Below are 15495 nucleotides of genomic sequence, written 5' to 3' on the forward strand. Positions count from 1 at the left end.
CACGATGTTGCGTTGCATCCAAAGCCAAGCGTGGGCGTTGGAACGGCCATGTCTCGACTGATTGTAGTGTCCAACCGTGTGTCGGCTCCCGCCGACCCGGCCGCGGGCTCGGCCGGGGGGCTTGCCATGGCCCTCTCCGCCGCCCTTAGAAAATACGATGGCCTGTGGTTCGGCTGGTCCGGAGAGACCGTCGAACAGTTCACCGGCGAGCTGAAGATGGAGGACCGGGCCGGCGTCACCGTCGCCCTGGTCGATCTGGAAGCCCAGGATGTCGAGGAATATTACAACGGCTACGCCAACAAGACCCTGTGGCCGCTGTTCCATCACCGGGTCGATCTGACAGCCTACGAACGGTCATACGGCGAAGGCTACGAGCGGGTGAACCAGCGGTTCGCCGAGGTGCTGGCGCCCCTGATCCAGCCCGACGACATCATCTGGATCCACGACTATCACCTGATCCCCCTGGCCCGGGATCTGCGCCGACTGGGCGTGACAAATCGGATCGGCTTCTTCCTGCATACGCCCTGGCCGGCGCGGCAGTTGCTGGTGACCCTGCCGCACCATCGCCGGCTGGTGGAATCCCTGTTCGCCTATGACCTGATTGGGTTCCAGACCCAGGAATGGCTCGACCTGTTCCGCGACTATGTGATCTCCGAGGCGCGTGGCGAACTGTCCGGGTTCGGCGGGCTGGAGTGTTTCGGCCGCCGGGTGCAGATCGGCGTTTTCCCCATCGGCATCGACGTGGAGGGCTTCATCGAGGCGCGCAACTCGGCCGCAGGCGCGCGCACTTACGACCGGATGGCGGCGTCGTCGGCCTTCCGCGCCATGATCGTCGGCGTGGACCGGCTGGACTACTCCAAGGGGCTGGAGGAGCGGATGCTCGGCTATGAGCAGTTCCTTCACGATAACCCAGACATCCGGGGCGACGTCTTCCTGGTGCAGGTGACGCCGATCAGTCGCGATGACGTGGACACCTATCAGGACATCCGCGCGCGGCTGGATGCGCTGGCGGGGCGGATCAACGGCGAATACGCCGACATGGACTGGCAGCCGATCCGATACCTGAACCGTTCCTACCGTCGGGACCAGCTGGCCGGCATCTATCGCGCGGCGCGGGTCTGTCTGGTCACGCCGCTGCGCGACGGCATGAACCTGGTGGCCAAGGAGTACGTCGCCGCCCAGAACCCCCATGATCCGGGTGTCCTGATCCTGTCGCGCTTTGCCGGGGCGGCCGAGCAGATGGGCGAGGCCCTGCTGGTCAATCCGTTCAGCCGTGAAGAGGTCGCTGACGCCGTGAAGCGCGCCCTGGCCATGTCGCTGGAAGAGCGTATCCGAAAATGGCAGGCCCTGATGAAGGTGGTTCAGGACACCGATGTCGGCATCTGGCGCGATGCCTATGTCGGCGCCCTGATGGCGGTGGAAAGGGTCGGCGACAGCGGCGCCCCCTTCCATCAGGACCCCCGGAACCACGAAGGCCACGCCAACGCGGCGTGACCTTGGGCCTGCTGGTCAAGCCGCCTGTTCGATGACCTCGCCGCCGTCCCGCATCATGGCGCGCCGATAGGCGGGGCGTTCGGCCAGTCGCGCCAGATAGGCGTCGATGGTCGGGCTCTCGGGCAGATGGGCTCGGCTCCAGGCGAGGGTTGAGCCGATCATCACATCGGCTACGGTGAACCCATCCCCCATCAGATACGGCCCGTTCCACAGCGCCTCCAGAAGCCGTGAGACACAGGCGTCGTAGCGGGCCTGCCAATAGGGATTGGTCTGGGTCTCGCCCGTCATCCTGGCGAAGACGGCCGGTTCCAACTCGCCCGCCGCCCAGCAGATCCAGGTCAGCAGCGGTCCCCGTTGGGGCGAGGCGGCGTCGAAGCCCAGGCCGGCCTGCGGATGCAGACCGTTCAGATAGAGGGCCACCGCCGCGCACTCGGTGATCAGGGCGTCGCCATGCAGCAGGGCCGGGACCTTGCCGTCGGGGTGCGGATTTCTGGGGTCGGCGGCGCCCGTCCCGTCGATGCGGCGGATGGTGCAGTATTCGATGCGGCAGTCGGCGCCGAGTTCCTCGACCAGCCAGACCAGGCGGCTGGAACGCGATTGCGGGGCGTGAAACAGCGTGAGCATGGGGTGTCTTTCCAATCGAGGGCTGACGCCGACGACCCTGTCGCCTGCGACCGGCGGCGCGGCTGCCGGTGACGCTTGACTACTGCCATCCTGCTGCCAGCATGCTGTCAGCAGTCGCGGTGCAGAAGCGTTCGAAGGCCTCAATCCCGGACGCCCCGAGGACATTCATGAGACGCGCCGACCGCCTGTTCCAGATCGTGCAACTGTTGCGGCGGTCGTCAAAACCGATGACTGCAGAGGCCATCGGCGCCGAACTGGAGACCTCCAAACGCAGCGTCTATCGCGACATCGCCGCCCTGATGGGCCAGCGGGTGCCGATCCGGGGCGAGGCAGGCATAGGCTATGTGCTGGACCAGGGATTCGACATGCCGCCCCTGATGCTGACCTCGGATGAGATCGAGGCGGCGGTGCTGGGCGCGCAATGGGTGGCGGGCAGGGGAGACCCCGCCCTGGCCCGCGCCGCCCGCGATCTGATCGCCAAGATCGCCGCCACCGTGCCGGAGCGGCTGCGGCCTGTGGTGCTGGAGCCGGCCGTGGCGTCCGCCCCGACATGGAAGCCGCACGAGGTCGAGGCGCTCGACATGGCCCAGGTCAGGGCCTGGATCCATGCGGGGCGCAAACTGACCCTGCACTATGCCGACGAGCAGGGCCGGCAGACGTGGCGCACCGTCTGGCCCTGTCTGATCGGTTATCGCGAGACGACCCGGCTGCTGGTCGGCTGGTGCGAGACCCGCGAGGATTTTCGCACCTTCCGCACGGATCGGGTGGTGGAGGCCGTCTTCCTGGACGACCGCTATCCTGGCCCGTCGGCGCAGTTGCGCGCGCGCTGGCAGGCGAAGATGGATGAGGAGCGCAGGATTTACGAAGCCTTGGCGCAACAGTCCTCCCCCATCGGGGGAGGGGGACCGCATCTTCGCGGTGGAGGGGGCTAACCCCAGGCGCCGTTTCCGGTTTCGGCCCCCTCCGTCTCTGCGCTTCGCTTCGAGCCACCTCCCCCGAGGGGGAGGATTAGGATCAGAAGATTTCGAACAGACCCGCCGCGCCCATGCCGCCGCCGATGCACATGGTGACGACGCCGTATTTGGCGCCGCGACGCTTGCCCTCGATCAGGACGTGGCCGGTCATCCGGGCGCCCGACATGCCGTAGGGGTGGCCGACGGAGATGGCGCCGCCGTCGACGTTGAGACGGTCATCGGGGATGCCCAGCACGTCCTGGCAATGCAGCACCTGGGCGGCGAAGGCCTCGTTCAGCTCCCAGATGCCGATGTCGTCGACCGTCAGGCCGTGGCGCTTCAACAGCTTGGGCACGGCATAGATGGGGCCGATGCCCATCTCGTCCGGTTCGCAGCCGGCGACGGCCATGCCGCGATAGGCGCCGAGCGGCTGAAGCGCCCGCTTCACCGCCTCGCCGGCCTCCATGATGACGCAGGCCGAGGCGCCATCCGACAGCTGTGACGCATTGCCGGCGGTGATGTATTCGCCCTGCTGGATTTCCTCGCCGCCGCCGAAGACGGTCTTCAGTGACTTCAGGCCCTCCAGCGTCGTGTCGGCGCGGTTGCCCTCGTCCTTGGAGAGCGTGATTTCCTTGGCTGAGGCCTGGCCGGTGGCCTTGTCCATCACCTGCATGGTGGTGGTCATCGGCACGATCTCGGCGTCGAAGCGACCGGCCTCCTGAGCCGCGGCGGTGCGTTGCTGCGAGCGCAGCGCATACTCGTCCTGGCGGTCGCGGCTGATGCCATAGCGTTTCGACACCACCTCGGCCGTCTCCAGCATCGACATATAGATGTGGGGCGACAGCTTCAGCAGCGCCTCGTCCTTCATCCGGTACAGGTTCATGTGCTGGTTCTGGACCAGGGAGATGGATTCCAGACCGCCGCCGACGGCCATCTTCTGCTGGTCGAACACCACCTGCTTGGCCGCCGTGGCGATGCCCATCAGGCCCGAGGCGCACTGGCGGTCCAGGCTCATGCCGGGGACGGAGGCGGGCAGGCCGGCGGCCAGGGCGACCTGACGCGCGACATTGGTGCCCGTGCCGCCCTGCTGCAGGGCCGCGCCCATGACCACGTCCTCGATCTCGGCCGGATCCACGCCGGCGCGGGCGACGGCGTGGCGCACGGCGTGAGCGCCCAGCTGCTGAGGCGCGGTGTCGTTGAACGCCCCACGATAGGCGCGACCGATCGGGGTCCGGGCGGTCGAGACGATGACGGCTTCACGCATGGGGGGTGTCCTTGCTTGCGGCTTGAGCGCGGTTTCCTTGGGTGCGTCCGGCTTCTGCGGCCGGATCGCGAACTTCACCCGAGGATTTACGCGCCTGCCGCCACGTCAAGGCAAGTGCCGATGCGCTTCGATCAGGAATGCGCTTTCTGGGCCTTGGTCAGTTCGATCATGCCCTGGGCCGCGCCCATGTCCGGCACGATCTCGCCGGTCCGGTCCGAGATGGCCTCGAAACGGGCGGCGACCTGTTCGGGAGCGTCCGCGCCGGTGATGAAATCGCCCTGGGTCAGGGTGACATAGGCGCGCTCGAACCCGCCGGCGCCGGCGGCCAGGATGACCCGGGTGGGAGCGTCCTGGCTGACCAGATACAGCAGGCCCGGCGTGACCAGTTCAGGCCCCAGCGCCTCCAGGGGCAGGGCGGCGCCCAGATCCTCGGTCATGCGGGTGTGGGCCGTGGGGGCCAGGCAGTTGACGCGGATGTCGTTCTTGGCGCCCTCGATCGACAGGGTCTGCATCAATCCGACCAGGCCCATCTTGGCGGCGCCGTAGTTCGACTGGCCAAAGTTGCCGTATAGGCCCGACGAGGAGGTCGTCATGACGATGCGGCCGTAGTTGCGCTCGCGCATACCGTCCCACACCGCCTTGGTGCAGTTGACCGCGCCCATCAGGTGGACGTCGAGGACGAAGGCGAAATCGTCCAGCGTCATCTTGGCGAAGGACTTGTCGCGCAGGACGCCGGCGTTGTTGACCAGGATGTCGACTGCGCCCCATTTGGCGACGGCCTCATCGACCATGGCCTGGACTGCGGCGGCGTCGGTGACTGACGCGCCGTTGACGATAGCCTCGCCGCCGGCCGCCTCGATCTCGGCGACGACCGCCAGGGCGGCGTCCGAGGATCCGCCCGATCCGTCGCGGCTGGCCCCCAGGTCGTTGATGACCAGTTTTGCGCCCCGCGCCGCCAAGGCCAGCGCGTGCTGGCGGCCCAGACCGCCACCGGCGCCGGTTACGATCGCCACTTTCCCGTCAAACCTGATCGCCACGTTTCACCTCATTGATTTTGTCGTCAGACCTCTATCAGGCGCAAACCGTACGCCAAGAGGGGCAGATGTGTTGAAATGGCGCCACAGTCGCCATTATCGTCGCCACATTGCGGAACCTCGCCGCCTCGACCCCGTTCGGCTATCGAGCGCTGCGCCTACGTGGTAAGCGTTGCCATTGGGCTTATCAAAAGAATGAGGACGACCATGAAGTTGAAACTTCTCGCCAGCGTCGCCGTAGCGGGACTGTTCGCAGCCGGCGCGGCTTCGGCGGAACCGGACGGCTGGTACGGTGCGGTGGACGCCGGCTATCACATCGCCGACAACGACATTAACCTGGAAGACTCCGCAAGCGGGTCGCACCTGAAGTTCGACACCAACGACGGCTGGGCCGCGTTCGCCCGCCTGGGCTATCGCTTCAACCCCAACTGGCGCGTTGAACTCGAAGGCGGCTACCGTTCGGGTGACGTCGGCACGGTCCGTGCGCCCAACAACGGCACCGGCGGTCTCTGCAACCTGTCTCCGGCTGCGGGTCCCTGCTTCTCGCCAGAAGGCGACATCGATTCCGCGACCCTGATGGCCAATGTCATCTATGACTTCGGCTTCGAATACTGGGGTCTGCGTCCGTTCGTCGGTATCGGCGCCGGTGTGAACCGCGTCTCCACCGACGTGATCGGTTCGGTTCGTGGCGACCGCGGCACGACCGTGGTTCTGGACGACAGCTCGACCAAGTTCGCCGCCCAGGCTATCGCCGGCGTCGCCTTCGCGATCTCGGACCGCGCCAACCTGGACCTGACCTACCGTTATCTGACGGGCGACATGGAAACGGGCTACGCCGTCAGCGGCGGCGACACCGGCAGCTTCAGCGGCGACTACGATGAGAGCCACACGGTGACCGTGGGTCTGCGTTACGCCTTCGGCGCTGACGAAGTCGCACCGCCGCCTCCGCCGCCCCCGCCTCCGCCGCCTCCCCCGCCGCCTCCTCCCCCGCCGCCGCCGCCGCCTCCGGCTCCGACCGCGCGTGAGTTCGTGGTGTACTTCGACTGGGATCGCTCGGACCTGACTGCCGAAGCCCGTTCGGTCATCACTCAGGCCGCCAACTACGCCAAGTCGGGCCAACCGACCCGCGTGCTGGTCGTCGGTCACGCCGACACCTCCGGCTCGGCCGCCTACAACGTCGGTCTGTCGAACCGCCGCGCCCGCACCACGGCTGACGCCCTGGTCGCTCAAGGCGTCGCCGGCGGCGTGATCTCGCTGGACGGCAAGGGCGAAACCCAGCTGGCCCGCGCCACCGCCGACGGCGTGCGTGAGCCTCTGAACCGTCGCGCCACCATCGGCATCAACTTCTAAGACTGAAGGGGTCCGGCTCAGGCCGGACCCCTTCAGGCTCTTCGAAGCCAAGACGATAATGACCAGGAACCGCCGGTTCAGCGAAAGCCGAACCGGCGGTTTCGCGTTTGGGGTTCAGCCCGGCGGTCGCGTGTCCGCCTGACCTGACCTGTCGGCCAGGCCTATTGGTCGGCCCGGTGCAGCGGGCCTGTCGTGGAAGGGTCCGATGAAGGGCCGTCAGCCGCCCGCGCGGGCTGAGCCGATCTAGCCTGCGGTTTGGATCAGCTGGCCGCCGCTGGGCGATGCGGTTTCTGCGGCAGAGGTGCGCGACAGCCAGGCTTCGCCCACGCCGATCACGACCGAGGCCGTGATGACGGCCGACACGAGGGCGACAGCGGCCATTTTCAGACCGCGCGCAATGTCTTCCCTGTCGGACTGCACCGTTTCCCCCGGCATCTATCGATGTCGTTAGAGATCACGCCGTTCATCTTGGTGCAAGTCACGGAACGGTGTGCACAAAAAAGGGGCGACGCCGTGCGCCGCCCCGATCTTCAGTTCAACTTCCGTACGCGGATCAGCTGGTCAGCGGACGGATCAGAATCTCGACGCGGCGGTTCTGCGAACGGCCGTCCGGGGTGTCGTTCGAGGCGACCGGATTGCGCGAGCTGACGCCGGCGACATAGAGGCGTTCGCGCATCACGCCGTTGCTGATCAGGGCGTTGGCGACCGACAGGGCGCGGCGCTCCGACAGGGGCTGGTTGATGGTGTCGCCGCCCGACGAGTCGGTGTGGCCGACCACGTCCACGATCGAACGATCATACTGTTTCAGCACATTGGCCACGTCGGCCAGGGTGGAGTTGAAACGCGGGTCGATGGTCGACTGGTTGGTGGCGAAGGTCACGTCCGACGGCATGCGCAGGACCAGATTGTCGCCCTGACGCGCCACGCCGACGCCGGTGCCCGACAGTTCGGCTTCCATGGCGCGCTGCTGGCGGTCCATGTACTGGCCGACGGCCGCGCCGCCCAGGGCGCCCACGCCCGCGCCGATCAGGGCGTTCTTGCGGCCCTGTTCGGAGTTGTTGGTGTTGGTCAGATAACCCAGGACAGCGCCGCCCAGGGCGCCGGCGATGGCGCCGGTCGCGGTGTTGTTGCGGCCAGGCGTCGAGCTGTACGGATCGGTGGTGGTGCAGGCGGAAGCGCCGAGCATGGCGACGACGCCAACGCCGGCCACGATGAAGTTGGTGCGCATGATGAAACCCTTGCTTTCTGTTCGTCCCCGCCGGGGAACGTGCATCTTACAGTGAAGGTTCCAACCTGACACCTTGATGAACGAGATGTCGTTTTTCACGTCAGATGGCGCTGCGGCCTGACAATTGCCGTTTGAAGCGCCTAGATCGGGCCTCTGTTTCAAAGGGCATACCGTGACTTCGACCGCTCAGACCTCCGTTCAGCCTGCCATCGAACCCGTGTCGATGGCCATGCACGACGCCGACTTTCAGGCCTTCAGCGACGCCCTGGGAGCTTCTTTCGCCCGGTACGGCTTCGCTGTGATTGCAGATCACGGGCTGGATCCGGCGGTGATCGAGGCGGCGCTGGCCGACGCCAAGACCTTCTTCGCCCTGCCTGAGGAGATCAAGGGCCGCTATCATCTGGCCGGGACGGGCGGCGCGCGGGGCCTGACGCCCTTCGGCGTCGAGGCGGCCAAGGACGCGGCGACGGTCGACCTGAAGGAGTTCTGGCATACGGGGCGCGAACTACCGGCGGGTCATCCCTATCGCGCCTTCATGGCCGACAATGTCTGGCCCGAGGAGGTCCCGGCCTTCCGCCACGACGTCTATGCGATGTTCGAAGCGCTGGACGCCCTGGGGCGGCGGCTGCTGCGGGCCATTGCGCGTTATCTGGGACTGGGCGACGCCTATTTCGAGGACAAGGTCGAGCTGGGCAACAGCGTGCTGCGGATGCTGCATTATCCGCCCGTGCCTGCCGATGCGCCGGGCGTGCGGGCCGGCGCGCACGAGGACATCAATGTCATCACCCTGTTGCTCGGCGCTGAGGAAGCCGGCCTGCAGCTCAAGGACGCCGACGGTCGCTGGCTGGATATCGCGCCGCCTCCCGGCGCCCTGGTCGTCAATATCGGCGACATGCTGCAGCGGCTGACCAACCATGTCCTGCCATCGACCACGCACAGGGTGGTCAATCCGGCCCCCGAGCGTCGCGGCTTCGCCCGGTATTCGACGCCCTTCTTCCTGCACTTCAACCCGGATTTCCTGATCGAGACCCTGCCGTCGACGATCACGCCGGACCAGCCCGACCGATACGCGGGGCAGGCGATCACCTCTCAGGACTTCCTGCTGCAACGGTTGAGGGAAATCCGGCTGCTTTGAGTTAAGGGCGCTAACGCTCGCGACGCGGTCGCTAGCTGCTTGAGCGCGGGATCAGTGCGTCGTCGCGCTCAAGCAGCGAGGCTCCGCGAGCCGGGCGCTAGCGCCCCGACTATTTGGAAATCCTCAGCCGGGTGATGTCGCGGCCGATGGCCTCGAAGTCGTCGCTCAGGTCGTCGCCGCTGTTGGGCAGGAAGGCGTAGTCGGAACTGGTGGCGCAGTTGGCCAGCATGCGGGCCGCGTCGCCGCCGGCGGCGATCTGGAAGCCGACGGTGTAGATGACGATGTTCTGGGCCTTCATCGCGTTGCACAGGGCGGCAGACTGGGCGAAGGGGTCGCCGTTGGTGGCGTTGCAGTTGATCTTGTTGGCGTCGGCGCCCGAGCCTGTGCCTGCGTCCCGCGCGATCACCCCGGTGCAATATGGGCCGTTGAACTCACCGTCGGTCATCAGGATGACCGCCTTCAGCGTGCTGCGGGTGTTGTAGGTCGCCGCCGTCGCCGCGCCGTTCCACAGGGTGTTGAAGTTGGGCGACACCGTATACCAGCCCCAGGCCAGTCCGATCTGGCCCGAGGTCGACCCCGTGGCCGACAAGTCGTTGATCAGCTTGGTCAGCGTCGGCTTGTCCGCCGTCAGCGGCTGGATCACCGCGCTGGGGCAGGGGTTTGCGGTGGGCGCATAGTTTCGGCCGACGCGCGCCGAGGGCGAGGCGTCGGTGTAGCGGCTGGAGCCCGTGCGTTCGCTGACACAGGTCGAGGCCTCGACCGCGGTCACGGCATTGCTCATGTTGCGGAACACGCGCCACTGGCAGGTGTCCTGCCCGCACCACGAGCGTCCGCCCGAGGTGTATTTGCCCATGTTGTAGCCGTTCACGCCGATCGAGAAGCTGGTGTTGGTGACGTTGCCGACTTCGTAGCCCTGGCCGTTGATCTGGGTCATGCCGGCGACGTTGGAGATATAGACCGTCCCAGGCTTGGACGAGCCCTGGTCGTTCGTGTTCGCCGGTATGTTGTGGCCGGGCGCCGTGATGACGATGGAGCAGTCGGTGACCTGGCATTTCGTCACCATGCCGGAAGACGAACTGGCGAAGGTGCGGAAAGCGTTGGTGTTGACGGCCGCCCCGTTCTTCTTGATCGAGAAGCTGTTGGCGTTGATCCGGGTCACCGTATAGGCGGCGTCGTTCAGTGTGGAATAGCGTGTGCCGGAGCTGCTGCCGTCCGCCAGGCCGGTGATCCAGACGGTGTCGTTGTCGACGAAGCCGTGGGCTGTCGCGGAGATGACGGCGGTGTTGGCCTTGGATACGCCGGTGATGACCTTTGACGTTCCGGTCGACCAGCTGGCGCCCGTGATGTTGACGTATTGGGTAAGCGAACCGCGCGCGCCGTTGGCATAGGTCCCCACGTTCACCCCGACCGAATAGGGGACGATGGCCATGCGGGTATAGAAGGGCGTCTGGGTCGGCTGGACGACGATGTTCACCAGTTGCTTGGCCGCGTCCTGCAGGTTCTGCAGCTTGCTCTTGGCCGGGCAGTTCTTGGTGCAGTTGTCCATAGAGCCGGTGATGTCGAGCACCAGGGCGACCTCGATGTCCTTGGACGAGCGGTTGACCTCGGAGTGGGCGCCGACCGGCAGGGTGTCGTCCAGCAGCTTGCCGTAGGGCGGCAGGATGATGTTGGCTACCATGGCCTTCACGTCGACCTTGGCGTTGGCGATGACGACCTGATCATTGTTCAGGGTGAAGGTGACCTGGTCCTCGCGCAGGGTGACGCCCTTGTACCCGGCCAGGTTGGCTCGCAGGGCGCGCAGGCCCACCTCTTTCAGCGCCACGTCGGTCGTCGCCGAGGAGCGGGCGGCGGCCAGGGTGGCGGCGTCCAGCGCGTCCTGAAGATTGACCCGCACGGTGGCGGCGCGGCTGATGTCCACCCCGCCCATGGTCAGCATGACCAGAATCGGCAGGGTCAGGGCGAAGATCATCGCCACATTGCCGCGCCTAGAGCGGGCGAAGTTCCGGACGCAGGCCTTAGCCTGCTTCAGCAATCCGTTGCCAACGCCCATGATCCGCCCGACGCCTAACGCGCCATCGCGGCGCAATCGACCTCACATACCGCTCCCCGGTTAAGGGAAGCGGTACGGCTCAGGGTTAACGGACCGATGCAGAGCGCGTCGGGCCTGCCGTCGCGGCAGGGAGCGGTCTCGGCTTAGGCCGATCCCAGCACGCAGGCCGCCAAGCCCTCGTTCCTCACCGTGCCGGACGCGGCCTGGATGCGGGCGGCCCGCCTGCGGACATAGGGGCCGGGGCGGGCGGCGTCGTAGCGGCGCGGGCTGGGCAGGATGGCGGCCAGGCGCGCAGCCTCGCGCGGGGTCAGGTCGCGCGCCGACTTGCCGAACCAGTGCCGCGACGCCGCCTCCGCGCCATAGACGCCGGGCGCCCATTCGGCGACGTTCAGATAGACCTCCATGATCCGGCGCTTGGACCAGAAGGTTTCGATCAGCACGGTATAGCCCGCCTCCAGACCCTTTCGGATCCAGTCGCGGCTGGGCCACAGGAAGACGTTCTTGGCCGTCTGCTGGCTGATGGTCGAACCGCCGCGCATCCTGCGGCCCGCCTCGTTGTCGCGCATGGCCTTCTCGATCGCCTCGATGTCGAAACCCTGGTGGGAACAGAAGCGGGCGTCCTCGGACGCGATGGCGGCGACGACCAGGTTGGGCGATATGTCCTTCAGTCCGCGCCAGCGGTAGTCCAGGCCTTTGCCGGCGATCAACTGCTGGGCCATCAGCACGGTCATCGGCGGCGGCACGACAGCGTGGATCAGCACGCCGCCCAGGGGCAGCAGGGCCAGCACCAGAAGGGCGACCAGAAACGGACGGCTGCGACGGCCGAGCTTGGGAACCCCGAACATGACGCCATGTTCGCCATTCGTCGTGCGGGCGCAAGGCCTCGGCCTTCGGGGGAGGTGATCAATGCCGGGCGTTGACGTCCCAGACGAAGATCACGGCGAGCATGATCGCCGCCCCGACCAGCAGGATGGCGACGGTCAGACAACCCCAGCCGATCATGGCCGGAGCGCCCCGCTCATCGTCTTTCCGGCCCATGAATCGCCCCTCCTGCGAGGGAGAGTATCACGCCGGCGAGGCGTCAGCCTCTGCGACGCCCGCATTGCCGTCCTCGTCGGCCCAGGCGACGCGCTGGCCGTCGGGGCTCATGGCCAGGGCGACGATGGGGGCGCCCTTTTCGGCCTTGAGGAAGTTCAGCCCCTGACCCGCCGGATGGGCGTGCCAGACGCGTCCGTCGTCCAGACCGGCGCACAGGACGCCATGTTCTGGCCGGGCGGCGACCAGGGTGACCAGGCTGTTCTCGTCATAGCCGATCTCGGTCGCCTCGCGCCCCATCGGACCGTTCGCGCCGATGAAGGGCCACAGGACAGCGCCCTGCGCGCCCGAGGTGGCCATCAGCTGGCCCCTGGACAGGAAGGCGACGCTGCGGACCTTGGACGGATAGCCGCCCATCCGCATGTCCTTGGAATCCTTCATGCGCCATCCGTGCAGCTGGGCGTCCTGCATCATGGTGACGACGAAGGAGCCGTCGGGCGAGAAGGCCACGCCCGTGTGCGACCCGGCCCATTTCAGCATCGTCGGCTTCTGCTTGTCGATCCGCGCGAACCACAGGGCGCAGCCGCCGTAGGTCGAGGCCGCGATGCGGCGGCCCTTGGGGTCGAAGGCGACGCCCGACACGGTCCTCTCATGCGCGAAATCGCGGCGGAACCCTGCGTCGGCGGCGTCGATCACCGACACCGTCCTGCCCGACGAAAAGGCGATCAGTTTGGACTCGGCCGAGGCGTCGACGGCGTCGATCCACTGGCCTTTCGCACTCGTGGCCAGGACGCCGGCCTCCTGCTTGCGGCTCCAGATCACGCGGCCGTCGTCGCCGCCCGTGACCACGCCCTCGCCCGAGGGATGCAGCGCCGCGCACAGGATGGCCCCGTCATGAACGGCGTTATAGGCCCGGTCCTCGAACCGGACGGAGCCGTCGCCGAGGCAGAAGATCGCCCCGTCGCGATCGAACAGGGCGGCGGTGACTTGGGCGTCGAAGGTGAAGGACGTCACGCGGCGCAGCTCTCGAACCCGGCCTTGAGGGCGGCTTCATCCAGGTCGCGGCCGATGAAGACGGCGCGGCTCCAGCGACGCTCGGTCGCTCCCCACTCGCGTTGCAGGTCGCCCTCCAGGATCATGTGCACGGCCTGGAAGACCAGGCGTTTGTCCTCGCCGTCCACGTCGATGATGCCCTTGGCGCGCAGGATGTTCTGGCCCTGCTCGCCCAGCAGCTTGTCGAGCCAGGCGGTGAAGCGGGCGCCGTGCATGGGGCGGTCCAGCGATAGGGAGACGCCGCGGATGTCGTCGGCGTGAGCATGGCCGCGCGTGCCGTGCTCGTTGTGGTCATGGCCGTGATCGTGACCGCAATGCTCGTCGTGGACGTGATCGTGATCGTGGTCGTGGTGATCATGGCCACAATGTTCGTCGTGGACGTGGCCTTCGTCGCCGTGAGCCGGATTGGCGAACTGGGGATTGATGTCGAGGATGCGTTCCAGATCAAAACCGTGCAGGCCCAGGACCTGGTCCAGCGGCACATTGGCCCGCTCGGCGCGGGTGATGGGGGCCAGGGGATTGAGCTTGCGCAGCCGCTGCTCAACCGCGACCAGCTCGGCCTCGGAGGCCAGGTCGGTCTTGTTCAGGATGATGCGGTCGGCGAAGGCGACCTGTTCGCGGGCCTCCTTGGAGTCGTCCAGACGGGCCATGACGTGCTTGGCGTCGACCAGGGCGGTGACGCTGTCCAGCTGGGTCTTGGCCTTGACGTCCTCGTCCACGAAGAAGGTCTGGGCCACCGGGCCGGGGTCGGCCAGGCCGGTGGTTTCCACGATGATGGCGTCGAAGGCGGGTTTTCCGGGGCGCTGGCGCTTCATCAGCCCGGCCACGACGCGGATCAGGTCGCCGCGCACCGTGCAGCAGACGCAGCCGTTGTTCATCTCGAACACGTCCTCGTCGGCGCCGACCACCAGGTCGTTATCGATGCCGATCTCGCCGAACTCGTTGACGATGACGGCGTAACGCTTGCCGTGGTCCTCGGTCAGGATGCGGTTCAACAGGGTGGTCTTGCCCGCGCCGAGATAGCCGGTGAGGACGGTGACGGGGATCTTGCCCGAAGCCGGGCTGGGGTTGGTGTCGGTCATGGCCGCTAGATGGCGGTTCAGGGTTCAGAAGGGAAGGGGCGGTGTCTCCTCCCTGTCGCCGCTTGGCGATGGGGAGGTGGCTCGCAGCGAAGCGGAGAGACGGAGGGGGTCTGCGGGCGTCCAGAACCCCTCCGTCTGCTCGCAAGGGCTCGCATCCACCTCCCCATGCGCAAGCGCGCACGGGGAGGAGACGGCTTCAGCAGTCGGGGCAGTCTGGCAGGACGCCGCTTTCCAGCTGTAGCGTCGTGTGGCTGATCTCGAAGCGGGTGCGGACCAGGCCTTGCGCCTCGGCCAGCAGGGCGTCTCCGTCGGTGCGGTCGTGCACCAGATGGGCGGTCAGGGCGGTGTCGGTGGTCGACAGGCCCCAGACGTGCAGGTCGTGCACCGCACTGACGCCGGGCAGCGCCAGCAGGGCCGTGCGGATTTGCGCCACGTCCACCCCGCGCGGCGCGGCGTCCAGCGCCAGGTTCACCGAATCCTTCAGCAGGCCCCAGGTGCTGAGCAGGATCGCCACCACGATCAGCAGGCTGACCAGCGGATCGATCAGGGTCCAGCCAGTGAACAGGATGGCGGCGCCCGCGATGACGACGCCCAGCGACACCCCGGCGTCGGCCATCATGTGCAGATAGGCTCCGCGCACGTTCAGGTCCTTGTGCTGGTCCTTCATGAACATCAGGGCCGTGCCCAGGTTGATGACGAAGCCGATGCCCGCGACGATCATGATGGTGACGGATCCGACGTGCGCAGGCTCGTTCAGGCGGCGCACGGCCTCGAAGGCGATGGCGCCACAGGCGAAGATCAGCAGCAGGGCGTTGAACAGGGCCGCCAGCACCGTGGCCTTGCCATAGCCATAGGTCTTGGCCGCTCCCGCCGCGCGCCGGGCCAGCCAGGCCGCGCCCCCGGCCATGGCCAGGCCCAGAACGTCCGAAAGATTGTGGCCCGCATCGGCCATCAGGGCGGTGGAGCCGCTCAGTATGCCTGCGCCGAACTCGATCCCCACGAAGGCCAGGTTGACGACCAGGCCGACGCCGTATCGCCAGTCGCCGGTATTGACCGGACCGTGGTTATGTCCGGCGTGCGAGTGACCCCCATGTGAGTGACCCCCGTGCGAATGCCCGGCGTGGGAATGACCTCCATGGTCGTGACCGTGGTCATCGTGATCGTGGGCGTGGTCATGGGGGGAGGCCATGACC

15 protein-coding genes are annotated in these 15495 nt (G+C 67.0%); 4 read left to right on the forward strand and 11 right to left on the reverse strand.

Annotation, left to right across the window (positions count from 1 at the left end):
* The first annotated feature begins 48 nt into the window (after positions 1–48).
* The gene (locus ACO05L_RS03925) at positions 49–1494 is read left to right on the forward strand and encodes an alpha,alpha-trehalose-phosphate synthase (UDP-forming) (protein ID WP_421730866.1); all 1446 of its coding nucleotides are present in this window, start codon (positions 49–51) and stop codon (positions 1492–1494) included.
* A 15-nt stretch (positions 1495–1509) separates the two neighbouring features.
* On the opposite strand, the gene ACO05L_RS03930 is transcribed toward ACO05L_RS03925, so the two are convergent.
* Positions 1510–2118: a glutathione S-transferase family protein gene (locus ACO05L_RS03930; RefSeq protein ID WP_421730867.1), complete on the reverse strand. Its 609-nt coding sequence runs from the start codon at positions 2116–2118 to the stop codon at positions 1510–1512.
* Positions 2119–2285: 167 nt separating this feature from the next.
* On the opposite strand from ACO05L_RS03930, the gene ACO05L_RS03935 reads away from it, so the two are divergent.
* On the forward strand, positions 2286–3050 hold the full coding sequence (locus ACO05L_RS03935) for a helix-turn-helix transcriptional regulator (protein WP_421730868.1): 765 nt from the start codon (positions 2286–2288) through the stop codon (positions 3048–3050).
* 82 nt (positions 3051–3132) lie between these two features.
* Here ACO05L_RS03935 and ACO05L_RS03940 read toward each other — a convergent pair whose 3' ends face one another.
* Both ACO05L_RS03940 and ACO05L_RS03945 read right to left on the reverse strand, forming a co-directional pair.
* The gene (locus ACO05L_RS03940) at positions 3133–4335 is read right to left on the reverse strand and encodes an acetyl-CoA C-acyltransferase (RefSeq protein WP_421730869.1); all 1203 of its coding nucleotides are present in this window, start codon (positions 4333–4335) and stop codon (positions 3133–3135) included.
* A 131-nt stretch (positions 4336–4466) separates the two neighbouring features.
* Positions 4467–5372, reverse strand: coding sequence for an SDR family NAD(P)-dependent oxidoreductase (locus ACO05L_RS03945; protein WP_421730870.1), 906 nt, complete (start codon positions 5370–5372; stop codon positions 4467–4469).
* Positions 5373–5576: 204 nt separating this feature from the next.
* Here ACO05L_RS03945 and ACO05L_RS03950 point away from each other — a divergent pair, with 204 nt between their 5' ends.
* Positions 5577–6719 carry an outer membrane beta-barrel protein gene (locus tag ACO05L_RS03950; protein WP_421730871.1) on the forward strand — a complete coding sequence of 381 codons (1143 nt, stop codon included), beginning with the start codon at positions 5577–5579 and terminating at the stop codon, positions 6717–6719.
* A gap of 243 nt (positions 6720–6962) precedes the next feature.
* Here the strand turns inward: ACO05L_RS03950 and ACO05L_RS03955 are convergent, their stop codons facing one another.
* Both ACO05L_RS03955 and ACO05L_RS03960 read right to left on the reverse strand, forming a co-directional pair.
* A complete protein-coding gene (locus tag ACO05L_RS03955) occupies positions 6963–7100 on the reverse strand; it encodes a hypothetical protein (RefSeq protein WP_421730872.1) in 138 nt (45 codons plus the stop codon).
* Between the two features lie 172 nt (positions 7101–7272).
* Positions 7273–7947: an OmpA family protein gene (locus ACO05L_RS03960; protein WP_421730873.1), complete on the reverse strand. Its 675-nt coding sequence runs from the start codon at positions 7945–7947 to the stop codon at positions 7273–7275.
* Between the two features lie 223 nt (positions 7948–8170).
* Between ACO05L_RS03960 and ACO05L_RS03965 the strand changes: the two genes are divergently transcribed.
* On the forward strand, positions 8171–9082 hold the full coding sequence (locus ACO05L_RS03965) for an isopenicillin N synthase family dioxygenase (protein WP_421731627.1): 912 nt from the start codon (positions 8171–8173) through the stop codon (positions 9080–9082).
* 109 nt (positions 9083–9191) lie between these two features.
* On the opposite strand, the gene ACO05L_RS03970 is transcribed toward ACO05L_RS03965, so the two are convergent.
* From ACO05L_RS03970 to ACO05L_RS03995, 6 genes are all read right to left on the reverse strand, one after another.
* A complete protein-coding gene (locus tag ACO05L_RS03970) occupies positions 9192–11132 on the reverse strand; it encodes a pilus assembly protein TadG-related protein (protein ID WP_421730874.1) in 1941 nt (646 codons plus the stop codon).
* Positions 11133–11275: 143 nt separating this feature from the next.
* Positions 11276–11977 carry a monofunctional biosynthetic peptidoglycan transglycosylase gene (gene mtgA / locus ACO05L_RS03975; RefSeq protein ID WP_421730875.1) on the reverse strand — a complete coding sequence of 234 codons (702 nt, stop codon included), beginning with the start codon at positions 11975–11977 and terminating at the stop codon, positions 11276–11278.
* Between the two features lie 58 nt (positions 11978–12035).
* Complete coding sequence (locus tag ACO05L_RS03980) at positions 12036–12170, reverse strand: hypothetical protein (protein WP_421730876.1); 135 nt, start codon at positions 12168–12170, stop codon at positions 12036–12038.
* A 27-nt stretch (positions 12171–12197) separates the two neighbouring features.
* Positions 12198–13181 carry a WD40 repeat domain-containing protein gene (locus tag ACO05L_RS03985; RefSeq protein WP_421730877.1) on the reverse strand — a complete coding sequence of 328 codons (984 nt, stop codon included), beginning with the start codon at positions 13179–13181 and terminating at the stop codon, positions 12198–12200.
* Positions 13178–14302 (reverse strand): CobW family GTP-binding protein, encoded by a 1125-nt coding sequence (locus tag ACO05L_RS03990; protein WP_421730878.1) that lies wholly within the window; start codon positions 14300–14302, stop codon positions 13178–13180. The genes ACO05L_RS03985 and ACO05L_RS03990 overlap by 4 nt, the downstream gene beginning before the upstream one ends.
* A gap of 196 nt (positions 14303–14498) precedes the next feature.
* Positions 14499–15491: a cation diffusion facilitator family transporter gene (locus ACO05L_RS03995; RefSeq protein ID WP_421730879.1), complete on the reverse strand. Its 993-nt coding sequence runs from the start codon at positions 15489–15491 to the stop codon at positions 14499–14501.
* Positions 15492–15495: the final 4 nt, after the last annotated feature.

The organism is Brevundimonas sp., assembly GCF_965227765.1.
GTDB lineage: Bacteria > Pseudomonadota > Alphaproteobacteria > Caulobacterales > Caulobacteraceae > Brevundimonas.

What these genes read in the sequence shown, in the direction of transcription:
- ACO05L_RS03960 (WP_421730873.1), bottom strand. Translation starts at nt 7,947, where the DNA reads ATGCGCACCAACTTCATCGTGGCCGGCGTTGGCGTCGTCGCCATGCTC.
- ACO05L_RS03990 (WP_421730878.1), bottom strand. Translation starts at nt 14,302, where the DNA reads ATGACCGACACCAACCCCAGCCCGGCTTCGGGCAAGATCCCCGTCACC.
- ACO05L_RS03970 (WP_421730874.1), bottom strand. Translation starts at nt 11,132, where the DNA reads ATGGGCGTTGGCAACGGATTGCTGAAGCAGGCTAAGGCCTGCGTCCGG.
- ACO05L_RS03930 (WP_421730867.1), bottom strand. Translation starts at nt 2,118, where the DNA reads ATGCTCACGCTGTTTCACGCCCCGCAATCGCGTTCCAGCCGCCTGGTC.
- ACO05L_RS03935 (WP_421730868.1), top strand. Translation starts at nt 2,286, where the DNA reads ATGAGACGCGCCGACCGCCTGTTCCAGATCGTGCAACTGTTGCGGCGG.
- ACO05L_RS03955 (WP_421730872.1), bottom strand. Translation starts at nt 7,100, where the DNA reads ATGGCCGCTGTCGCCCTCGTGTCGGCCGTCATCACGGCCTCGGTCGTG.
- ACO05L_RS03995 (WP_421730879.1), bottom strand. Translation starts at nt 15,491, where the DNA reads ATGGCCTCCCCCCATGACCACGCCCACGATCACGATGACCACGGTCAC.
- mtgA (WP_421730875.1), bottom strand. Translation starts at nt 11,977, where the DNA reads ATGTTCGGGGTTCCCAAGCTCGGCCGTCGCAGCCGTCCGTTTCTGGTC.
- ACO05L_RS03940 (WP_421730869.1), bottom strand. Translation starts at nt 4,335, where the DNA reads ATGCGTGAAGCCGTCATCGTCTCGACCGCCCGGACCCCGATCGGTCGC.
- ACO05L_RS03965 (WP_421731627.1), top strand. Translation starts at nt 8,171, where the DNA reads ATGGCCATGCACGACGCCGACTTTCAGGCCTTCAGCGACGCCCTGGGA.
- ACO05L_RS03950 (WP_421730871.1), top strand. Translation starts at nt 5,577, where the DNA reads ATGAAGTTGAAACTTCTCGCCAGCGTCGCCGTAGCGGGACTGTTCGCA.
- ACO05L_RS03925 (WP_421730866.1), top strand. Translation starts at nt 49, where the DNA reads ATGTCTCGACTGATTGTAGTGTCCAACCGTGTGTCGGCTCCCGCCGAC.
- ACO05L_RS03980 (WP_421730876.1), bottom strand. Translation starts at nt 12,170, where the DNA reads ATGGGCCGGAAAGACGATGAGCGGGGCGCTCCGGCCATGATCGGCTGG.